Origin of the sequence: Pasteurella sp. XG20, from assembly GCF_018968665.1 — a bacterium.
Lineage (GTDB): Bacteria > Pseudomonadota > Gammaproteobacteria > Enterobacterales > Pasteurellaceae > Pasteurella > Pasteurella multocida.
Genome location: NZ_CP076656.1, coordinates 823,597 through 844,451 on the forward strand (window position 1 = coordinate 823,597; position 20,855 = coordinate 844,451).

At 39.2% G+C, this 20,855-nt stretch carries 15 protein-coding genes and 1 pseudogene; 10 read left to right on the forward strand and 6 right to left on the reverse strand.

Annotated elements, in window-relative coordinates; genetic code table 11:
* Positions 1–48: 48 nt before the first annotated feature.
* Positions 49–351, reverse strand: a complete 303-nt coding sequence (gene yhbY, locus KPF51_RS03680; protein WP_005716283.1) for a ribosome assembly RNA-binding protein YhbY — start codon at positions 349–351, stop codon at positions 49–51.
* A gap of 130 nt (positions 352–481) precedes the next feature.
* Here yhbY and KPF51_RS03685 point away from each other — a divergent pair, with 130 nt between their 5' ends.
* Positions 482–1,441 carry an AEC family transporter gene (locus tag KPF51_RS03685; protein ID WP_061406125.1) on the forward strand — a complete coding sequence of 320 codons (960 nt, stop codon included), beginning with the start codon at positions 482–484 and terminating at the stop codon, positions 1,439–1,441.
* Between the two features lie 70 nt (positions 1,442–1,511).
* On the opposite strand, the gene KPF51_RS03690 is transcribed toward KPF51_RS03685, so the two are convergent.
* On the reverse strand, positions 1,512–2,333 hold the full coding sequence (locus KPF51_RS03690) for a D-hexose-6-phosphate mutarotase (protein ID WP_061406124.1): 822 nt from the start codon (positions 2,331–2,333) through the stop codon (positions 1,512–1,514).
* A 98-nt stretch (positions 2,334–2,431) separates the two neighbouring features.
* On the opposite strand from KPF51_RS03690, the gene KPF51_RS03695 reads away from it, so the two are divergent.
* The 5 genes from KPF51_RS03695 (at position 2,432) to rnd (ending at position 8,677) form a co-directional block, all read left to right on the forward strand.
* A complete protein-coding gene (locus KPF51_RS03695; protein ID WP_016533749.1) occupies positions 2,432–4,360 on the forward strand; it encodes an ATP-dependent DNA helicase in 1,929 nt (642 codons plus the stop codon).
* 5 nt (positions 4,361–4,365) lie between these two features.
* The gene (gene tsaB / locus KPF51_RS03700) at positions 4,366–5,085 is read left to right on the forward strand and encodes a tRNA (adenosine(37)-N6)-threonylcarbamoyltransferase complex dimerization subunit type 1 TsaB (RefSeq protein WP_005726634.1); all 720 of its coding nucleotides are present in this window, start codon (positions 4,366–4,368) and stop codon (positions 5,083–5,085) included.
* Positions 5,086–5,120: 35 nt separating this feature from the next.
* Positions 5,121–5,660 carry a Slp family lipoprotein gene (locus KPF51_RS03705; protein ID WP_061406123.1) on the forward strand — a complete coding sequence of 180 codons (540 nt, stop codon included), beginning with the start codon at positions 5,121–5,123 and terminating at the stop codon, positions 5,658–5,660.
* A gap of 122 nt (positions 5,661–5,782) precedes the next feature.
* Positions 5,783–7,471, forward strand: a complete 1,689-nt coding sequence (gene fadD / locus KPF51_RS03710) for a long-chain-fatty-acid--CoA ligase FadD (RefSeq protein WP_005726632.1) — start codon at positions 5,783–5,785, stop codon at positions 7,469–7,471.
* A gap of 54 nt (positions 7,472–7,525) precedes the next feature.
* Positions 7,526–8,677 (forward strand): ribonuclease D, encoded by a 1,152-nt coding sequence (gene rnd / locus KPF51_RS03715; protein ID WP_216711813.1) that lies wholly within the window; start codon positions 7,526–7,528, stop codon positions 8,675–8,677.
* A 73-nt stretch (positions 8,678–8,750) separates the two neighbouring features.
* Here the strand turns inward: rnd and pta are convergent, their stop codons facing one another.
* Entirely contained in the window at positions 8,751–10,889 is a 2,139-nt protein-coding gene (gene pta, locus KPF51_RS03720) for a phosphate acetyltransferase (protein WP_064972553.1), read from the reverse strand.
* 68 nt (positions 10,890–10,957) lie between these two features.
* Positions 10,958–12,163 carry an acetate kinase gene (locus KPF51_RS03725; RefSeq protein ID WP_005726626.1) on the reverse strand — a complete coding sequence of 402 codons (1,206 nt, stop codon included), beginning with the start codon at positions 12,161–12,163 and terminating at the stop codon, positions 10,958–10,960.
* 286 nt (positions 12,164–12,449) lie between these two features.
* On the opposite strand from KPF51_RS03725, the gene yfbV reads away from it, so the two are divergent.
* The 4 genes from yfbV to KPF51_RS03745 all read left to right on the forward strand — a co-directional run bounded on the left by yfbV (position 12,450) and on the right by KPF51_RS03745 (position 15,819).
* On the forward strand, positions 12,450–12,893 hold the full coding sequence (yfbV, locus tag KPF51_RS03730; protein WP_005754120.1) for a terminus macrodomain insulation protein YfbV: 444 nt from the start codon (positions 12,450–12,452) through the stop codon (positions 12,891–12,893).
* 155 nt (positions 12,894–13,048) lie between these two features.
* Entirely contained in the window at positions 13,049–13,540 is a 492-nt protein-coding gene (locus KPF51_RS03735) for a CvpA family protein (protein WP_005716269.1), read from the forward strand.
* A gap of 13 nt (positions 13,541–13,553) precedes the next feature.
* Entirely contained in the window at positions 13,554–15,068 is a 1,515-nt protein-coding gene (purF, locus tag KPF51_RS03740) for an amidophosphoribosyltransferase (RefSeq protein ID WP_005726625.1), read from the forward strand.
* A 169-nt stretch (positions 15,069–15,237) separates the two neighbouring features.
* Positions 15,238–15,819: a UbiX family flavin prenyltransferase gene (locus KPF51_RS03745; protein WP_005726624.1), complete on the forward strand. Its 582-nt coding sequence runs from the start codon at positions 15,238–15,240 to the stop codon at positions 15,817–15,819.
* A gap of 45 nt (positions 15,820–15,864) precedes the next feature.
* On the opposite strand, the gene KPF51_RS03750 is transcribed toward KPF51_RS03745, so the two are convergent.
* Together KPF51_RS03750 and KPF51_RS03755 are read right to left on the reverse strand one after the other, a co-directional pair.
* Complete coding sequence (locus KPF51_RS03750) at positions 15,865–18,996, reverse strand: type III restriction-modification system endonuclease (protein WP_061406120.1); 3,132 nt, start codon at positions 18,994–18,996, stop codon at positions 15,865–15,867.
* Between the two features lie 9 nt (positions 18,997–19,005).
* Positions 19,006–20,844 (reverse strand): annotated as a pseudogene (locus KPF51_RS03755) (site-specific DNA-methyltransferase).
* Positions 20,845–20,855: the final 11 nt, after the last annotated feature.

The following is a 20,855-nucleotide window of genomic DNA, read 5'->3' on the forward strand; positions in this document are numbered from 1 at the left end:
TTTGCCACAACATAGAAGTCATAGCATGTTGTAGTAGATTTAGTGGTATTATTTACGTGGTAGTTGGATTTGAGGTTCTTGACTTGGACGATATAGCACGAGAATGTGCCCAATTGTTTGTACCGCACTGGCGTTTGTCTCACGCACAATCGCATCAATAATTAATTGTTTTACTTCACGATCTGCACCCGCGATTTTGACTTTAATTAATTCATGGTGTGCCAATGCGTTGTCAATTTCTGCTAATACGCCTTCTGTTAACCCATTGTTGCCAATCATGACAACGGGGTTTAAATGGTGTGCAAGTCCTTTCAGGAATTGTTTTTGTTTGGTAGATAATGTAATCGACATAATGCATCCTAATTTGAGAAAGTACGGTCAGTTTTTCTGAAATTTAAAAAACGACCAAAATGAATTGCCCAATTTTAACCGTAAATACGCGTTAGCGAAAGTTATTTGATGAAATAGAGGTAGAACAAGTATGCAGAATACGAATTTGTTGTCTTCTTTTTTGTTCTCGATGAGTGTCACGTTACCCACTGTTTTGATGCTATTACTTGGGGTCATCTTGAAAAGACAACGGATGGTAGATGACAAATTCACCGGACAAGCAACCCGAATTATTTTTAATATCACCTTACCGATTCTGCTATTTCTGAATATTACCAGTAATCCGGTGGATTTTCGTAGCCAAATGTTGCCCATTATGGCAAGTGTAGTCGGTACCTTGCTTTTATTTCTGGGAGCAGAGTTAGTCGCCGGCAAATATATTGCGGAAAAGACGGAACGTGGTACTTTTGTGCAAGCTGTTTATCGCGGTAATAATGGGATCTTAGGCTTGGCATTATGTATTAATGCCTATGGTGAAGCCGGTTTAGCCCCCGCGTCGATTTATGCTGCCGCGACCATTTTTTTATTTAATGTCCTCGGAGTGATTACTTTAAGTCGCGCTTTTGCACAAGGCAATGTCAGTTTGTGGCGTGTGTTAAACAATGTACTGAGAAATCCATTGATCATTGCCATTGTATTGGGCTATGTAGTGAATCATCTTGAATTAACTTTTCCAAAAACATTGCAAACTACAGGCAATTATCTGGCTAGCATGACGTTACCGCTTGCTCTTATTTGTACCGGCGCGAGCATACAATTTAAAGGCATGAGAAAAGATTCGCGCGTGGTGATTTGGGGCAGTATAGGGCGTGTACTGATTGCGCCTGTTGTGATGGTGTTTGTGGGTAAACTGTTTGGTTTATCTGGCATGAATATGGGGATTTTATTTTTAATGGCGGCGACACCAATGGCGACGATTGCTTATGCGATGGTACGAGGAATGGGCGGTAATGGGGTGAGTGCTGCGAACATTATTGCACTTACTACGTTAGGCGCGATCTTGATTTCTTCTTTAGGTCTATTAGTGTTGACGCAACTAGGCTGGATCTAAACATAAATAAAGAGGCGATTGATTCGCCTCTAGCAAATTTCTTAAAAACGCACCGCACTTTTGTCCTGCGCTATTTTAACGTGATACGAACGGCTATTTCTTCGCCCTGTTTGAGTTGCTGTGTAATACGTGCTGTTTCTACGCATACCATAGTTTGATAGCCGAACTCACTCATGCCACTGGTTTCTTTGTGCCATGGATTCCATAGCACGACCTCGCTAGCCTGTTGATGTTCAAGAGAAATCTCGCGTTGTAAAACGGGGTCAACGATGCTCGTTTTCGCATTTGTGATGTGATAGGTACAGTCCACATTTTGCTGAATTTGGCGGGGAGAAGGCACATTTTCATGCTGTTTCGTCAGATTACTGACACAGTGAGTCGGTAAGCCTTGTATTTCTATTTGTTCAATATCGCCGACGTGAAAATAGCTGTGTAATGCCACTTGCGCGTCTTCTTGTCCATAATGGGTCAAGCTTACTTGGCAATCTTGAGCAAAATCCATGCTGACTTTGGCTTCAATGAGATGATCTTCAGTAAATAAACCAAAAACTAACCGCACTTTATCAGTTGAAATAACATAGTCGATTAAGTGCCATAAGCGGATACGTGCGGTGCCATGAGAAGGTGTTTTCACAGGTCCAAACCATGGATAGCAAAGTGGAATCCCGCCACGAATGGCCTTGCCTAATTGGAAAGGTTCAATTTCGCTTAGCCATAGCACATCGTGTGCACTGCCTTTCGGTTGCCAACTGAGAAGCTGAGCACCTTGTAAGGCAATCACCGCGTTACCAATGTCATGTTGCAAGCTAATGGCTGGAATTGCATTGTATTTCACTAAACGGAGTTCAGGACAAATCTGTTGCAAAATTATTGGTTGAATAGCGTGATACATAAGCCCTCTTTATACTGTTTTTTTATTCAGTGTGTTATTTAGTGGCAAGGGAAAATCTGGTACACTATGCCACAATTTTGTAATTGATTCTGAAAATAATGGCGAATATTGAACAAATAATCAAGGTCTTTTCCGAACAAGGCGCGTTAAGTCAAAGTATTGCAGGTTTTCGTCCTCGCGCAGAGCAGCGAGAGATGGCGACAGCGGTAGCCAGCGCGATTCAGGATAAACAAGCACTAGTTGTCGAAGCAGGGACCGGAACGGGAAAAACCTTTGCCTATCTAGCGCCTGCTTTATTAGCGAAAAAGAAAACCATTGTGTCAACGGGGTCTAAAAATTTACAGGATCAATTGTTTAAACGTGATTTGCCGGCGATAAAAAAAGCCCTTAATTACAGCGGAAAAATTGCGTTATTAAAAGGACGAGCAAATTATTTATGCCTAGAGCGATTGGATCAAGTGATTGCACAGGGGGTATTAGGCGATCGTTCCGTGCTCGTGGATTTATCAAAAGTACGTAAATGGAATAATGCGACTAAAACAGGGGATTTAAGTGAATGCGTGGAATTGGCAGAAGACAGCCCGATTTTAGCGCAATTAACCAGTACAGCCGACAGTTGTTTAGGCACGGATTGTCCGCATTATAATGATTGCTATGTGGCATCCGCACGTAAACGGGCGTTAAATGCAGATTTAGTGGTTGTTAATCACCATTTGTTCTTTGCCGATATCGCCGTGAAAGAAACCGGGTTTGGAGAACTCATTCCGCAAGCTGATGTGATTATTTTTGATGAAGCACATCAATTACCAGATATTGCGAGCCAATATTTTGGTCAATCCTTAACAGCACGTCAGCTGTTTGATTTGTGTAAAGATATTCATATTGTGTATCGCACCGAAATCAAAGATATGGCACAACTTGGCACCGCGTCTGATAATTTACTGAAAACGATCCAAGATTTTCGTTTATTGCTAGGTGAAGGAAATACACGAGGTAATTGGCGTGAACGGTTGGCTCAAAATGCAGTGAGAAAAGGCTTTGAAAATTTGCAAGAAAAGATCGCCTTTATGTCACAGGTGGTGAAGTTAGCGCTAGGGCGTTCACAAACCTTAGACAGCATTTTTGAGCGCTTAGAAGCCATAAAAATTCAGCTTGCCCGCTTAGCAGAGACCAACATTACAGGCTATTGTTATTGGTATGAAGCCATAGGACGCCAATTTGGTTTACATATTACGCCTTTGACGGTGGCAGATAAATTTGGCGAAGAAATGCAAAAGCGTGAAAGTACGTGGATTTTTACTTCCGCTACATTAGAAGTCGGTGGCGATTTTGCCCATTTTTGCCAACGTTTAGGTATTACAAATGCGATGCAGAAAATTCTACCAAGTCCTTTTAACTATCCTGAACAAGCGCTGTTATGCGTCCCCCGCTATTTACCGAACAGTAATCAACAACATACCCTCACGCAATTAGGTGCGATGCTGTTGCCCGTAATTGAAGCGAATAAAGGGCGTTGTTTTGTGCTTTGTACCTCGTATGTCATGATGCGTGGCTTAGCAGCGTATTTTCGTGAACAGAGTGAATTACGGATTTTATTACAAGGGGAAACCTCAAAAACCAAATTATTAGATCAATTTATTGCTTCACAAGAAGCGGTGTTGGTTGCTACTTCAAGCTTCTGGGAAGGGATTGATGTGCGAGGCGACGCACTTTCTTTAGTAATTATTGATAAACTGCCGTTTACTGCACCAGACGAACCTCTCCTCAAAGCCCGTATCGAAGATTGTCGTTTACAAGGCGGTGATCCTTTTCAGGATATCCAGATCCCCGAAGCAGTGATTACTTTAAAGCAAGGGGTAGGGCGTTTAATTCGTGATGTGACGGATCGCGGTGTAGTGATTATTTGTGATAGCCGTTTAGTCATGCGGAGTTATGGTGCGACCTTTCTGAAAAGCTTACCTAATGCTAAACGTACCCGAGATATGAACAAAGTGATACAATTTCTAACAAAGAGCGAAAATGGATAACAAGAATGCATAATTTAACTTTATTAGCTTTAGATACCTCGACAGAAGCCTGTTCTGTAGCGTTACTGTATAAAGGTGAAAGAACATATTTAGATGAACTGGCACAACGTACTCATACACAACGTATTTTACCGATGATCGATGAAATTTTATGCCAGTCAGGTCTTTCATTAAAGCAGGTGGATGCGCTGGCTTTTGGACGGGGACCCGGCAGTTTTACTGGCGTACGAGTGGGTGCCGGCATTGCTCAAGGCTTAGCGTTAGGAGCGGATTTACCGGTGATTCCTATCTCGAATCTCACCATGATGGCACAAGCAGCTTATGAACAATTCGGCGCTGAACACGTGCTAGCTGCCATTGACGCACGGATGAATGAAGTCTATTTTTCACAATTGATCGCACAAGCGAAGCAAGTGGGGACAGACACGTTGATTGATTGGCAAATTATTGGGCAAGAAAAGGTGGTGAACCCTGAATGTTTGATAACTGAACTTGCTGGGTTAACTGGAGATTGGACGACGGTGGGGACGGGCTGGTCAGCGTATCCTCAGCTTGCCACGTTATTCGCAGGGCAGACAACAGACATTCTGCTTCCTTCTGCTCAATATATGCTTGCACCCTCATTACTCAAATGGCAACAACAGCAAACTATTAATGCGTTAGCGATTGAACCTGTTTATTTACGTAATGAAGTCACGTGGAAGAAACTCCCGGGACGCGAATAAATCTACCGTTTTCCAACCTGTTTAAGGAGGAAAGTATGAGAAAACTGACCGCATTTTTGATCACATTGTTTTTAACGGGGTGTATTACTGCCCCGAAAGGGCTTGAACGTGAGGGCGTTAGTTTGCTCTCTCTCGATAAATTAGTGGTAGAAGATTATGCTTGCCAATGTAAACAAGCACGTTTGGGTGGGAAAATCTTATCTGCCACAGCATTACAGGGACGAATGAAGTTGGAAATTTTGAGTTTACCGCTGATTTCCCTGTCGGCTAAACCGAGTTTATCAGCAGAAACCAATGGACGTTTTATTGCCTATCTAGAGGGATTTATTGATCCAGAACGCTTAAAAGAGCAGTTCATTACAGTGAAAGGAACTTTGAAAAAACCAGAAACTGGCAAAATTGATCAGGTCGATTATCATTATCCAGTTATTCAGGTCACACATTATAAATTATGGCAATTAGTGCCAGAATATTATTATGAGCCAGAAGATCTTGCCGATTGGCGCGAAAGTCGCCGTATGGGGTGGGGCCCATTCTGGCGTCCTGAACCACACTTACGCTATGTGTTGCAATAAGTCATGAGTTAAGTCATTTTCTTGCTGGACAGACAACGGAATTGATGAATTTGTTATTAGCCTAATGGTAATGATTACGTTATAATTTTGGCTAAATTTTGTTAAAAAAATAAGGATAACACATGGAAAAACCTTGGTTTAAAAATTACCCTGAACACTTACCACGAGAATTAGATACATCAAAATACGATTCTTTGTTGGATATGTTTGATAATGCTGTACAGACACATCCTGACCGTGCAGCTTATGTCAATATGGGGCAAATTTTAACCTTTCGAAAATTAGAAGAACGTAGCCGGGCTTTTGCCGCGTATTTACAAAATGAATTAAAGCTTAAACGTGGAGATCGTGTCGCGTTGATGATGCCAAATCTATTGCAATATCCGATTGCGCTCTTCGGTATTTTACGCGCCGGGATGGTGGTGGTGAATGTCAATCCGCTTTATACTCCACGTGAATTAGAACACCAGTTAAAAGACAGTGGCGCCACGGCGATTGTTGTGGTTTCTAATTTTGCATCTACGCTCGAAAAAGTGGTGTTTAATACGGATGTCAAACATGTGATTTTAACTCGTATGGGCGATCAACTTTCCTTTGGTAAACGCACATTAGTCAATTTTGTAGTGAAATACATCAAAAAATTGGTGCCTAAATATAAATTACCGAATGCAGTGACTTTTCGTGAAGTGTTGAGTATTGGAAAATATCGTCAATATGTTCGCCCACAAATGGAGCGTAAAGATTTAGCCTTTTTACAATATACTGGTGGGACAACCGGTGTCGCAAAAGGGGCGATGTTGTCACACGGCAATATCATCGTCAATTTATTCCAGGCCAACTGGATTGCCGAACCGTTTGTCGGTGATCGTACAAAAGAGCGTAAAGCCATCATTGCGTTACCGCTTTATCATGTGTTTGCCTTAACTGTAAACTGTTTACTGTTTGTTGAACTGGGGATTACAGGGGTATTAATTACCAATCCACGTGACATTGAGGGCTTTGTAAAAGAGCTGAAAAAACACCGCTTTGTTGCTATTACGGGCGTCAATACTTTATTCAATGCTTTGTTAAATAATGAGAATTTTAAAGAGGTGGATTTTACTGCTTTAAAACTTACCGTAGGCGGTGGGATGTCGATTCAACAATCGGTAGCAACACGCTGGCATGACACCACTGGCTGTAATATTATCGAGGGTTATGGCATGACCGAATGTTCTCCATTGATTGCAGCTTGTCCAATTAATATGGTGAAACATAATGGAAGCATTGGTGTGCCGGTACCTAATACCGATGTGCGTATTATCAAAGAAGATGGTCACGAAGCCGAATTGGGTGAACCGGGCGAGCTTTGGGTTAAAGGTGAGCAAGTCATGCAAGGCTATTGGCAACGTCCAGAGGCTACGGCAGAGGTCCTGATGGATGGTTGGATGGCAACAGGTGATGTGGTTATCATGGATAAAGATCATTATTTACGGATAGTCGATCGTAAAAAAGATATGATCTTAGTTTCAGGGTTTAATGTCTATCCAAATGAGATCGAAGATGTGGTCATGTTAAATGACAAAGTCGCTGAAGTGGTCGCCATTGGTGTGCCGAATGAAGTATCAGGTGAAACGATTAAGATTTTTGTCGTGAAAAAAGACGAAAGCCTGACCCGTGATGAATTACGTAAACACTGTCGTGTCCATTTAACCGGCTATAAAATTCCAAAAGAAATTGAATTTCGTGAGGAATTGCCGAAAAGTAATGTGGGCAAAATTTTACGCCGTGTTTTACGTGATGAGGAGCTGGCAAAACGTCCAGCTGAATAAGTATTCATTTCATTTTATTAGGGGCGACATTTGCCCCTAATTTGTCGTATTAAGATGAACAGTCAACAAAAAGAAATAAAAAATAAACCGCACTTTCAAGTCATTACTTCTGATTTGGCGCTGGCAGAAATTTGTTATTCTGCCCAACAAAAAGCCGTAATTGCACTCGATACCGAATTTGTTCGTATCAAAACACTCTATCCACAATTAGGGCTTATTCAACTCTATGATGGTGAACGAGTCAGTTTAATTGATCCTACTACCATTCAAGATTTTTCACCATTTATTGCGTTACTGGCGAATAAGGCTGTGTTGAAAGTGCTTCATGCGTGCAGCGAAGACTTAGAGGTGTTCCAACATAGTTTTAACCAGCTTCCTACGCCGATGCTAGATACACAAATCATGGCAAACTTTCTAGGTTTTCCAAATTCTACTGGTCTAGCGACGTTAGTTCAGCATTATTTTCAACTTGAAATTGATAAAGGTGCCTCGCGCACGGATTGGTTAGCCCGTCCTTTATCGGACAACCACTTAGTTTATGCCGCAGCTGACGTGTGGTATTTATTACCGCTTTATCAACGCATGCAGGAAGCGTTGGCTCAAACACGATGGCAAGAGGCCGCGCAACAAGATTGTGAAGCGTTGTTGTTAAAGCGTGAACAACATAAAGATCCGGAGCTAGCGTATTTGGGCATTCCTAATGCATGGCGTTTAACACCGAGTGAATTAATGCGTTTAAAACTGTTGGCGAAATGGCGTCAAGAGGAAGCGATGAAACGGGATTTAGCCTTAAATTTTGTAGTAAGGGCAGAGCACTTATGGCAAGTGGCGAAACATAATCCAAAACATACGTCAGAATTGCTTGCGTTAGGATTAAGTTATCATGAAGTGCGCATTCATGGCAAAAAAATATTGCATTTGATAGGACAACTTAAACGCTTTGATGATGTGGATTATCCGATGCCGATCGTACGTATTGCGGATGACCCTCGTTATAAAAAAGCACTCAAAGGCTTACAACAAAAGCTAAAAAGCATTGCGCCTCCTGATTTAGCTGCAGAAGTGATTGCCAGTAAGCGTGGTTTAGAAAACTTAATGAAATGGTGTTGGTTAGACAATCAAGATCCAACTCAGTTACCAGAGCTATTGGTCGGTTGGCGACGTGAATTTGGCTTAGTATTGTTAAATACACTCGCAAATGGATAGCTAGATAGAAGACAAAATAAAACCGCACTTAAGTGAATAAAGTGCGGTTTTTTTGTGAATTGTTGTGTGAGGATTATTGTGTTGCTTGAATTGCAGTTAAGGCAATTGTGTACACGATATCGTCCACTAACGCACCACGTGATAAATCATTCACTGGTTTACGCATACCTTGTAACATCGGTCCAATAGACACAAGGTCAGCAGAACGTTGTACCGCTTTATAAGTGGTATTACCGGTATTCAAATCAGGGAAAATAAAGACCGTCGCTTTACCTGCCACTGGTGAATTTGGTGCTTTAGAACGCGCTACATCTTCCATCACTGCTGCATCATATTGTAATGGACCGTCGATGATTAAATCTGGACGTTTTTCTTGTGCCAGACGAGTGGCTTCTTTCACTTTCTCTACATCTGCACCACTACCAGAAGTACCAGTTGAGTAAGAGATCATCGCTACTTTTGGATCAATACCAAAGGCTTTGGCTGAGTCTGCGGATTGAATCGCGATTTCTGCTAATTGTTCTGCTGTTGGATCTGGGTTGACTGCGCAGTCGCCATAAACCAAGACTTGATCAGGTAATAACATGAAGAAGATTGAAGACACAATCGAATTACCCGGTGCAGTTTTGATGATTTGCATCGGCGGACGAATAGTATTGGCTGTCGTATGTACGGCACCAGAGACTAAACCATCTACTTCGTTTGCTTCTAACATCATTGTACCAAGTACTACATTGTCTTCTAATTGTTCACGTGCAGAATCTTCGGTCATGCCTTTGTTTTTACGCAATTCCACTAAACGTGCAACATAGTTTTCACGCACTGTAGCAGGATCAATAATCGTAATCCCTTTGCCTAATTGTATGCCTTGTGCTTCGGCAACACGCATGACGGATTCTGGTGTAGCTAATAACACACATTCAGCGATACCACGCTCTGCACATAAGGCAGCAGCTTTTACTGTACGTGGTTCATCCCCTTCAGGCAATACAATGCGTTTTTGCGCTTGACGTGCTAATTCGGTTAATTGGAAACGGAAAGCAGGCGGCGATAAACGACGTAAACGAGAAGAAGCTGCCGCTAATGAATCGATAAAATTGCTGTCGAGTAGGTCGCTAATATAATGTTTAATTTTTTCGATACGTTCTTTATCATCAACAGGCACTTCGAGGTTAAAACTTTGTAGTGCCAGTGCAGTTTGCCAAGTATTACCTTCGACACGGAAGACTGGTAAACCTGTACTTTCGATCGCGTGTTGACAGAGTTTCTTGATTTGTGCATCAATTTTGTAACCACCGGTTAATAAAACACCAGCAATTTCAACGCCATTCATGGCAGATAATGCCACTGCGACGATCACATCAGGACGATCCGCGGAAGTGACAAGTAAACTTCCAACACGGAAATGTTCCACCATATTGGTCAAATTACGTGCACAGAAAGTGATGCCACGAATGCGACGTTCATTGATCGCGCCTTCATGAATAATGGCAGCACCTAAATGTTTGGCTAAATCAATGGCACGAGTCGCAATTAATTCTGCGCTCCAAGGAATACATGCCAAGATTTTAATTGGGCTTTTCTCAAATAAATGATAAATCTCAGATACTTGATTTTGTGTGTGTTGGAAAGAATCAAAAATTTCTGCCAAGTCAGGGCGAGTACGACCAGATTCATCAATCGGCGCATTAAATTTATTGATCACAACACCAAGTAAATTAGGGTTATTTTTGCTGCCAAATAATGAGGCTGCGGCTTTGATGCGTTCTTTGAGTTCTGCCGGTGTTTCCGTCGCCGGTGCTGCAACAAGAATGATTTCCGCATCAAGTGCTTGAGCAATTTCATAGTTAATGCTATTGGCATAAGAATGCTTACGCGTAGGGATTAAACCTTCCACCACGACAATTTCATTGTTTTTGGCGAGTTGTTGATGATTTTCAACAATTTTTTCTAGTACCACATCAGATTGATTTTGACCGATGAGTGATTCCGCTACACTTAACATAAACGGTTCACTGGTTTCAATGGTGGTACTGGTGCGAATAATTGATGTTGTGCGATCAATCATATCTTCACCTGAGTTCGGCTGAGAAATTGGTTTCATAAAGCCGACTTTCGCCCCTTTTTGCTCCAGTGCATGTGTTAAACCTAAGCTGACACTGGTTAAGCCTACACCAGCACTAATCGGGATAAGGATAATTGTACGTGACATAATAAACCCTAATTTGTTGATAATTTATACAAAAAGAAACTGCCGATGAATCGGCAGTTAATTGATCTTTACGCGATGCAAAGGCGCGCGGTATCTTGTGCAATAACAAGTTCTTCATTCGTTGGGATCACCATGGCAACAGGCGTATTGTCTGCTGTAATCACCCCTTCATGACCAAAGCGAGCCGCTTTGTTTTTATCTGAATCCACTTGATAACCGAACAGTTTTAAATGGTTTAAGGTTAACTCGCGTACTAAAGATGAGTTTTCACCAATACCACCCGTGAAGACGATAGCATCTAAACGTTCACCGATAACCGCCATGTAAGAACCAATATATTTTGCTAAACGATAGCTAAATACGTCTAATGCACGTTTTGCTGGCGCTTCTTTGTCATAGTTATCTTCTGCATAACGACAGTCACTTGTGACTTCGGTTAAACCGAGTAAGCCTGATTTTTTGGTTAATAATGTATTGATCTCTTCAACAGATAAACCAAGGTTGTCGTGTAAATAAAAGACGATTGCTGGATCAATATCACCAGAACGTGTTCCCATGACTAAACCTTCTAATGGCGTTAAGCCCATAGAGGTGTCAATACATTGTCCATGACGTACTGCCGCGATAGAGGCACCATTACCTAAATGACAGGTAATGACATTTACTTGTTCTGCCGGAACATTTAAACGTTCAGCGGCTTGCTGGCTAACAAAGAAATGACTTGTACCATGTGCGCCATAACGACGTACACCATGTTCTCTATATAAAGAATAAGGTAGCGCATATAAATAAGCTTCCTCAGGCATGGTTTGATGGAAAGCGGTATCAAAGACAGCCACATTTTTATCTTTTAAATGAGGGAACATTTTGAAGGCTTCTTCAATACCGATTAAATGTGCTGGGTTGTGTAATGGGGCGAATTGAACAGCGTCTTTAATGCCTTGAACCACTTCATCCGTAATGACAACAGAAGACGTGAATTTTTCACCGCCATGAACGATACGGTGACCGATCGCAACAATGTCTTCTTTTAAAGATGGATCTAATGGGAAAATACTATTTACAATAAAGTTAAGTGCTTCACTATGTGCAGCACCTGCACCTAAATCAGCGTTACCTTTTTCACCATGGAGTTTCCATTTAATACGCGCATCATCTAAATGAAATGCTTCGGCTAAACCAGACAATTTTTCTTCACCAGTTTGCGGGTCCAAAATAGAGAATTTTAATGAAGAACTACCACAGTTTAAGATTAGGACTAATTTTTGAGACATAAGAGACCTATTATTTGATTTTAAGTTAAAAAAATTTATTTGCTCAAATATTGAACAAATAGGCAGATGAAAATCTGATAGGCATAGGATACACCTTTCGTACAATAAAATAAATTCACAACCTACTAAAAATGCGACATTTATCAAAAAAATTATTAAACTTTAAACATTTTTAACAAAATACAAAAAATAGGCAAAGAGCTAGTTTAAAATAAGCTGAATATTTAACCTGAATATGCTATCTTTATTTCGTTATCGTATTTAAGAGGTTGTGTACAATAGCAAAATGTATTTTTTTATTTTTTTAAAAAAAGGTCAGCATTATTTAAAAAGTTGGCCATTGGAAAGTAAGCTAGGTATGATTTTTCCCGAAAACCGCGTGATTAAAGCAACGCTTTTCGCGCAAAAGTTTATGCCTTTTTTAGCTGTTTTTGCCATCACTTGGCAACAAGTTTACGCCAAATCCGATATCAGTGCATTAGCCATTGCTGTATTTAGCGCGATTGTTGCGCTGTTAATTCCGTTGCAAGGTTTGTATTGGTTAGGTAAACGTTCTATCACGCCCTTATCCCCACAAAGTGCGGTCTGGTTTTATGAAATTTGTGAGCGCTTAAAGCAAGTAAACGAAACTTTACCTATCTTAACAGAGCAGCCGAATTATCAAAATTTAGCTGATGTCCTGAAAAAAGCACAGCGAAAATTAGATAAAGCTTTTTGGCAAGAATTATAAATCCGCTATGAATGGCGCTTTTCTTGCTTGTGTGATAAAGACTTTTCTTTTTTCATATTTATTCAACTTTTCTTGAATTTTTCACTACGCAAACGTTTTCTTTTTTTGTAAAATAGCGCGGGCGGAAATTCGAGTGTTTTTTTAGAGATATTCCAATGATTGATTATATTATCATCGCCATCATTGCATTTTCGATTATTATCAGTCTATTACGTGGATTTATTCGAGAAGTGATGTCAGTCGCAAGCTGGGTCGTTGCTTTTTTTGTGGCTAATCACTTTTATCCTTATCTCGCTAATTATTTAACCCAAATCGAATCCCTTTACTTGCGCAATGGCACGGCAATTGCGATCTTGTTTGTTGCCACATTAATTGTGGGTGGGATTGTGAATCATATTTTGGGTGAGTTAGTGGATAAGACAGGGTTAACCGGGACTGATCGCGTACTAGGTGCCTGTTTTGGACTTATTCGAGGCGTATTGATTGTGGCAGCATTGTTATTCTTTATGGATACCTTTACGAATTTTAGCCAAACTGTTTGGTGGAAAGAATCAAAACTCATTCCACATTTCGGCTTTATTGTTGAGTGGTTTTTTCAACAGTTACAAGCAACATCCAGTTTTATAAATTCAACATTAAATAAATAGAGGATAAACACGAATGTGTGGTATTGTTGGTATTGTTAGCCAAAGCCCAGTTAACCAATCAATTTATGATGCGTTAACCTTATTGCAACACCGCGGGCAAGACGCCGCCGGGATTGTAACCGTAGATGATGAAAACCGATTCCGCTTGCGTAAAGCGAACGGGTTAGTCAGCGATGTATTTGAACAAGTTCATATGTTACGTTTACAAGGCAATGCTGGCATTGGACATGTTCGTTATCCTACGGCTGGGAGCTCAAGTGTCTCTGAAGCGCAACCTTTTTATGTAAATTCGCCTTATGGCTTAACCTTAGTGCATAATGGTAACTTGACCAATTCAAGTGAATTAAAAGAAAAGTTATTTCGTCTCGCACGTCGCCATGTAAATACCAATTCAGATTCTGAATTATTACTCAATATCTTAGCCAATCACCTTGATCACTTCGAAAAATACCAATTAGATCCGCAAGATGTATTCAGTGCTGTCAAACAAACGCATCAGGATATTCGTGGTGCTTATGCTTGTATCGCCATGATTATTGGTCATGGTATGGTCGCGTTTCGTGATCCGAACGGTATCCGTCCGTTAGTGTTAGGGAAACGCGAGGAAAATGGCAAAACAGAGTATATGTTTGCCTCCGAAAGTATCGCATTAGATACAGTGGGTTTTGAGTTTGTACGAGATGTACAACCCGGCGAAGCGATTTATGTCACGTTTGAAGGGGAAATGTATGCTCAGCAATGCGCAGACAAACCAACATTAACACCTTGTATTTTTGAATACGTCTATTTTGCACGTCCAGACTCTTGCATCGATGGGGTTTCTGTTTATGCTGCTCGTGTTCATATGGGACAACGTTTAGGTGAAAAAATTGCACGGGAATGGGCGGATGTGGATGATATTGATGTGGTCATTCCTGTGCCTGAAACCTCTAACGATATTGCTTTACGTATTGCGCGCGTGTTAAATAAACCGTATCGTCAAGGTTTTGTGAAAAATCGCTATGTAGGACGTACGTTTATTATGCCGGGGCAGGCATTGCGAGTCAGTTCTGTTAGACGTAAACTCAATACCATTGCTTCAGAATTTAAAGATAAGAATGTGTTGTTAGTTGACGACTCGATTGTACGTGGTACCACGTCTGAACAAATTGTCGAAATGGCGAGAGCGGCAGGTGCGAAGAAAATTTATTTTGCCTCTGCTGCACCAGAAATTCGTTATCCAAATGTGTATGGTATTGATATGCCAACCAAAAATGAATTGATCGCTTATGGTCGTGATGTAGATGAAATTGCTAACTTAATTGGTGTGGATAAATTAATTTTCCAAGATTTAGATGCGTTAACTGGTTCTGTGCAACAAGAAAATCCAAGTATTCAAGACTTTGATTGTTCGGTGTTTACAGGGGTTTATGTGACGGGCGATATTACACCTGAATATCTGGATAATATTGCAGAACAGCGTAATGATATCGCCAAGAAAAAGCGTGAAAAAGATGCTACTAATCTTGAAATGCACAATGAAAAATAAGCACGAACAATAACAATTAATAACAAAAATGGAGAGTTGAATTAATTTGACTCTCCATTTTTATTTTTCCATTTTCTGCTTTTCTTTCACTTAAATTGTGAGGAACACATTCTGGATAACGTATCATTTGTGCTAGAATAGCCACACATCATTTTCTTATCATTTGCCTATGAAAAACGACAAAAAACGCCTCATTATTGGTATTTCTGGTGCATCAGGTGCGATTTATGCGATTCGCTTATTGGAAGTGCTTAAACCGCTTGATCACATTGAAACCCATTTAATTATCAGCAATGCCGCTAAACAAACCATTGCAGCAGAAACGGATTACAGCATTCAAGCGGTCAAGGCATTGGCGGATGTAAATTATGATGTGCGTGATATTGGCGCAGCAATTTCGTCCGGCTCTTACCGCACCTTAGGTATGATTATCCTGCCTTGTTCCATTAAAACTTTATCCGGCATTTCTCATAGCTATACTGATGACCTGATCACGCGTGCCGCTGATGTGTGTTTAAAAGAACGTAAACCCTTGGTGTTATGTGTAAGGGAAACGCCATTACATTTAGGGCATCTTCGTTTAATGACTCAAGCCGCTGAAATTGGCGCACAAATCACGCCATTGATGCCGGCGTTTTATCATCACCCGAAAACAGTGCAAGACATTGTGGATCAAAGTGTCAACCGCTTATGCGATCAATTCGAAATTCAATTAGCACAGGATTTGTTTCAGCGTTGGGGTGGAAAATAAAGAAGAGCGGTAAATTCTATTAAAGAGTACCGCTCTTTTATCCTACTAATTCAGCACTTTCTTCATTAATTCATCAAAACAGCTCACAACGTCATATCGCACATTTTGATGTTGCTCTTCATTTAATGTTTGGAAGAAACGTTTTGCACTTTGGATTCGATTTTGTTCACCTAAGCGCAATTCATTTTCATCACTTGAGCCTTTGGTTTCAGCAACAAAATAAATTTCTTTTTGATCTGACTTTTCAAGCACAATAGCCCAGTCTGGATTGTAATGACCAAATGGCGTTGGAATTTGAAAACGGTGAGGTAATTTTGCATACACGATTACTTCACTTGCATTATCCAATTCTTTGGCAAATTCTGTCTCTACTTTTGAATCAGTTGCCACATATTCCCAAATATGGTGTTTAGCTTGATAAGCATCACTAGGGACGATATTACTGACAAAAATTTCATTATCATGGTAGCCTTCTGATAGAGGATGGTAAGTTAGATTCTGAATAACCATTTTGGCTTGCTGTTCATTAATAATACGACTTACCTCACGAATAAAGGCTTCAGGATTGCATTTAAACTGCTCAAAAATGTCGTTTTTGATACCTTTTAAAATAGCAACGATGGTTTTACGCAGTAAGTTTGTTTTATTCGCGAGTTCGCCAACTAAATCATATTTTACTTGTGAAGAGACTGAGATAGCTGTTTTTTCCGTTTGAGTACGATATTCGCCAAAACTTTCTCTAATTTGAAGATCTGAATATTCAATATTATCTTTTTGTGTCGTTTCTCCGATTTTGTACGTAATACTTTCTACAAAGAGACCGCCACGAGATTGGGCTTCTTTCTCAATTTTTGTAATACTTTCTTGAATTAAGCTTCCACTGTCTAGTTGTATTTCAAAGACTGCTTTGCGATTGATTCTTTTCCATAACGCTTGAAATTCTTTACGATTCAAGTTGCTTGAATTAATTGGATTCTCTTTTTTTAGATGAATGTTATCGATCATCCCTTCAATAAGATCAGGCTCAAGAATTCCTTCGATCAATTGAAAAATTGGACTAGAAAGTGAGCCTAATTCTGGTGGTAATTGAGCAAGCTGGTTGGCTTTTTGAGCAGTTTTGTAGACCTCCGTGAGGCTATCATTGTCATCAATATAATCATTTTTTACTAAATAGTGATAGATTTGTTTTGCTTGTTGTTCGCTAATTTGGTGTTTTTCACCATTTTCTAAACGAACAAATTTACCGCTAAAATATTGTTGATCTGCCTTAGTCGGACGACTACTCAATTCATCTAAAATTTCCTTTTGTAGGTTTTTTACAAACTCTTTGTAACTTTCATTGGTCACCACGGTGAGGTTATTTAATTGATGGATTTCTGGACTATTTTCACCAAAATGTTTTGCATCCATGCGATCTCCGTTTTTGTTTACCGCTAAACGTAAGCCACGTCCTACTTCTTGACGGCGAGAGATAACATTATCGGAATGTTTGAGTGTACAAATCGTAAATACATTGGGATTATCCCAACCTTCGCGTAGCGCAGAGTGAGAAAAAATAAAACGCGTCGGTTCATCAAAGGAAAGTAAGCGCTCTTTATCTTTCAAAATTAAATCATAGGCATCGCTATCACTTGTGCTTTCGACCTCGTTAGCACGACGATCTATAGTGGGATCAATTAAGCGTTTTGATTTTTTATCAATAGAAAAATAGCCGTTATGAGTTTTATCTATATCAATATTCTGTAAATAACTCCAGTACGGACTATCTATAATTGATGTGTCTTTTAATTCGTTTAAAACCTGCTCATATTGTGTTTTAAAAATACGGACGTACTCACCATCTTGTGCATTATTTTCATCATCGTATTGGCGATATTTTGCGACTTCATCAATGAAAAATAAGCTTAATACTTTGATACCACGATCAAATAAGGCTTTTTCTTTAGAAATGTGTGCTCGAATTGTTTCGCGAATTTGTATAGTACGTAATGTTGTTTCATTCACATCACCTAACGCTTCACCAACATAAATTTTTACACCATTAGTAAAGCTTACCGAATTTTCACGCGCATCAATTTCAGCTACAACATAACCATTGTACTGCCTTGCTTCATTACTGATTTCAAAGAGGTCATCCCCTTTCTTGATTTTACGGATTTCGAGCTTAAATCCGTTATTATGGCCTATTTCGAGTTCTAGTTTGGCAATTGGCGCAGATTTAGATATTTCAATATGTTGTAAATAAAGATAACTATTTGAACCAGATAAATTTTGTACCTCAATACCTTTTACTGTAATTTTTTTCACCAGTTTTTGATTGTAAGCATCAAGTGCATCAAGACGATAAACCAAGTTATATTGTCGTTTATGCGTAGCAGAATAACGTAGAATAAACAGTGGCTTAAAATTAGCTAAAGATGCTAATGTTTTATCAGCATGCATTTTCTGCGGTTCATCTAAAATTAGAATAGGGCGGTTTTTCGCAATCACATCAATAGGGCGACGAGATTGAAACTCATCTAATTCTTCATGAATACGACGAGCATCTTTTCCAGTAGCATTAAATGCTTGAACATTAATAATCATTACATTTAAGCCACCATCTGCACTGAAATTTTCTAAATGGTGTAATGCTTTCGAATCATAAATAAAGAAACGGGCTTTTTTGCCATACTCTTGTTGGAAATGTTCGCTCATCATTGAGAAGCTTTTATCAACACCTTCACGAATAGCAATACTTGGCACCACGATAATAAATTTTGACCAACCATACTGTCTATTTAGTTCAAACATAGTACGAATATAGCAATAGGTTTTACCTGTTCCAGTTTCCATTTCTACATCGATATTAAGCGGACTAGAAGTTAAGTTTTTATTATTCTGATTATCTGCCACAATCAAATGTGTTGAAGGAGATAAATTATTTTCCTTTTGAATTTTCTTAATGTTTTTTAATACGTTATCTAAACTGTCAATAGGTTGATTTGCAAAGCCAAATTCATCGTAGTCAATATGTTGTGGAATATTTATTTCAATTTGCTGAGGATGTTTACTTTTGGTATTACCTAAATCACGCATATAACGTTTACCTTCATGGCGTGTTTGCCCTTGAAAGCAATTCACTACAGCTTGTACAGCATCTAATTGGTAATTTAAGGTTCTAAATTGAATTTTCATCACCAACTCCTATAAAAAACGTACGTCTGTTTCTGGTGAAAGTTGTTTGAAGCGTTCTTTAATATTGGTTTTATCTTGATCATGCTGTATTGCTGATTCGCAAGAAACGACACGTAGTGGTTGATGTTTTGCGATTTCATTAATGACATCCAATGTTAATGCGTCAAAGCAGGCAACAAGACTATTTCCCCCTACATAATACAGGATACTATTACCGACGCTTTTCTGTTCAATCGGTAAGGAAAGTTCTATCCCCCAATCTAGCATCACTTGGAAGAGGAGATCTTCTGCGCTACGATCTTCCTTGATATTAGATTCCATATGATCCAATAGGGTTTGAGACAGATTATCTGGTGTGTAATACACTTCTTTCATATTTGAAGAGTCAATTTTTAGCACGCGAAAACCAATATCAAGCTGCTTGATACCTTCTTTTCCAGCATTATCCGCAAGAATTTTATTGCCCGCACGGCGAATGCGTTCTTTTGAAATTTCAGCAATCGTTTGATAACCTGATTTATAGGCTTCTGATTTTTCTTCTGTTTTTTCTGGTAATTGCACCATAATAAAACGACGATTACCGCTATCTTCGGCATTAAGTTGCATGATTGCATGTGCTGTTGTTGAGGAACCAGCAAATAAATCTAAAATGATATTTTTTTCAGGCAATGCTTGTTGTATTATTGTTTTCATTAAGTCTAGAGGTTTCCTATATAGAAATACTTTTGACTTCATCATTATTTCTACATTCTTTTCTGTTGTTGATTGTGAGTCAAATAATCCTAGGTCTGATTTTATCGGAATATATGGGTTTTTAAACTCATTAAAGAACTCTTTTTGTTTAGGTAATCCATCAGGATTTTTAGGAAAAATAATTCTATTATTTTCGATCATATTATTTAATGTATCTTCTGAAAAAGCCCAAAAATTTGTATATGGAATATTTGTTTTAGGGTCTACTATAGAAAATCTATTTTTATGATTGTCTAATGTACTTTTTATATTAGACATTCTCCAATCACCTCTTGGGTCATTATCAGGATTTGAAAAAGTTTCTTTTGTTCGTAATTTTCCAATTAGTTTACTGTGGCTAGATTTTCCATAGCATAAAATATATTCATGTGTATTTACTATCATATTTTTGGGAGGTACTCCTTTAGCAGAGTTTTTTTTGTTCCAAATAAAACACTCCATAAAGTTATCGGTTCCAAAAACGTCATCACAAATTTTCTTTAGATTAGCTTGTTCATTACTATCAATAGAAATAAAAATGACACCATCATCAGTTAATAAATTACGTGCAAGTTTTAAACGACTATACATCATTGAAAGCCAATCCGAGTGAAAGCGACCATTACTTTCTGTATTTGTGACAAGGCGGTTGCCTTCTTCATCAACTTGGTTTGAACGAACTAAAAAATCATCAACCGTTTCTGCAAAATCATCGTTGTAGATAAAATCGTTTCCTGTATTGTATGGGGGATCGATATAAATCATCTTTACTTTGCCAAGGTATGTTTCTTGTAATAGCTTTAATGCATCAAGATTATCCCCTTCAATAAATAAATTTTGCGTAGTATCAAAATTGACACTTTCTTCACGACAAGGTCTTAGTGTTTTGGCAATAGGTGCATTTGCTGTTAAAATGGCTTATTTTTTTCCGACCCAATCTAAGCGATAACGCTCTTTATCTCCCTCAATAATGGTTTCGGAGAGCTCTTGGCGCAGTAAATCGAAGTCAACACCTTTGATTATTTTCCCTTCTGCATTTTGTGTTTCAGTAATACAATTTGGGAAAAGTGCGGTTAATTTTTCAATGTTTTTCGCCACGAGATTGTTCGTGTGCATCTTTAATTCCT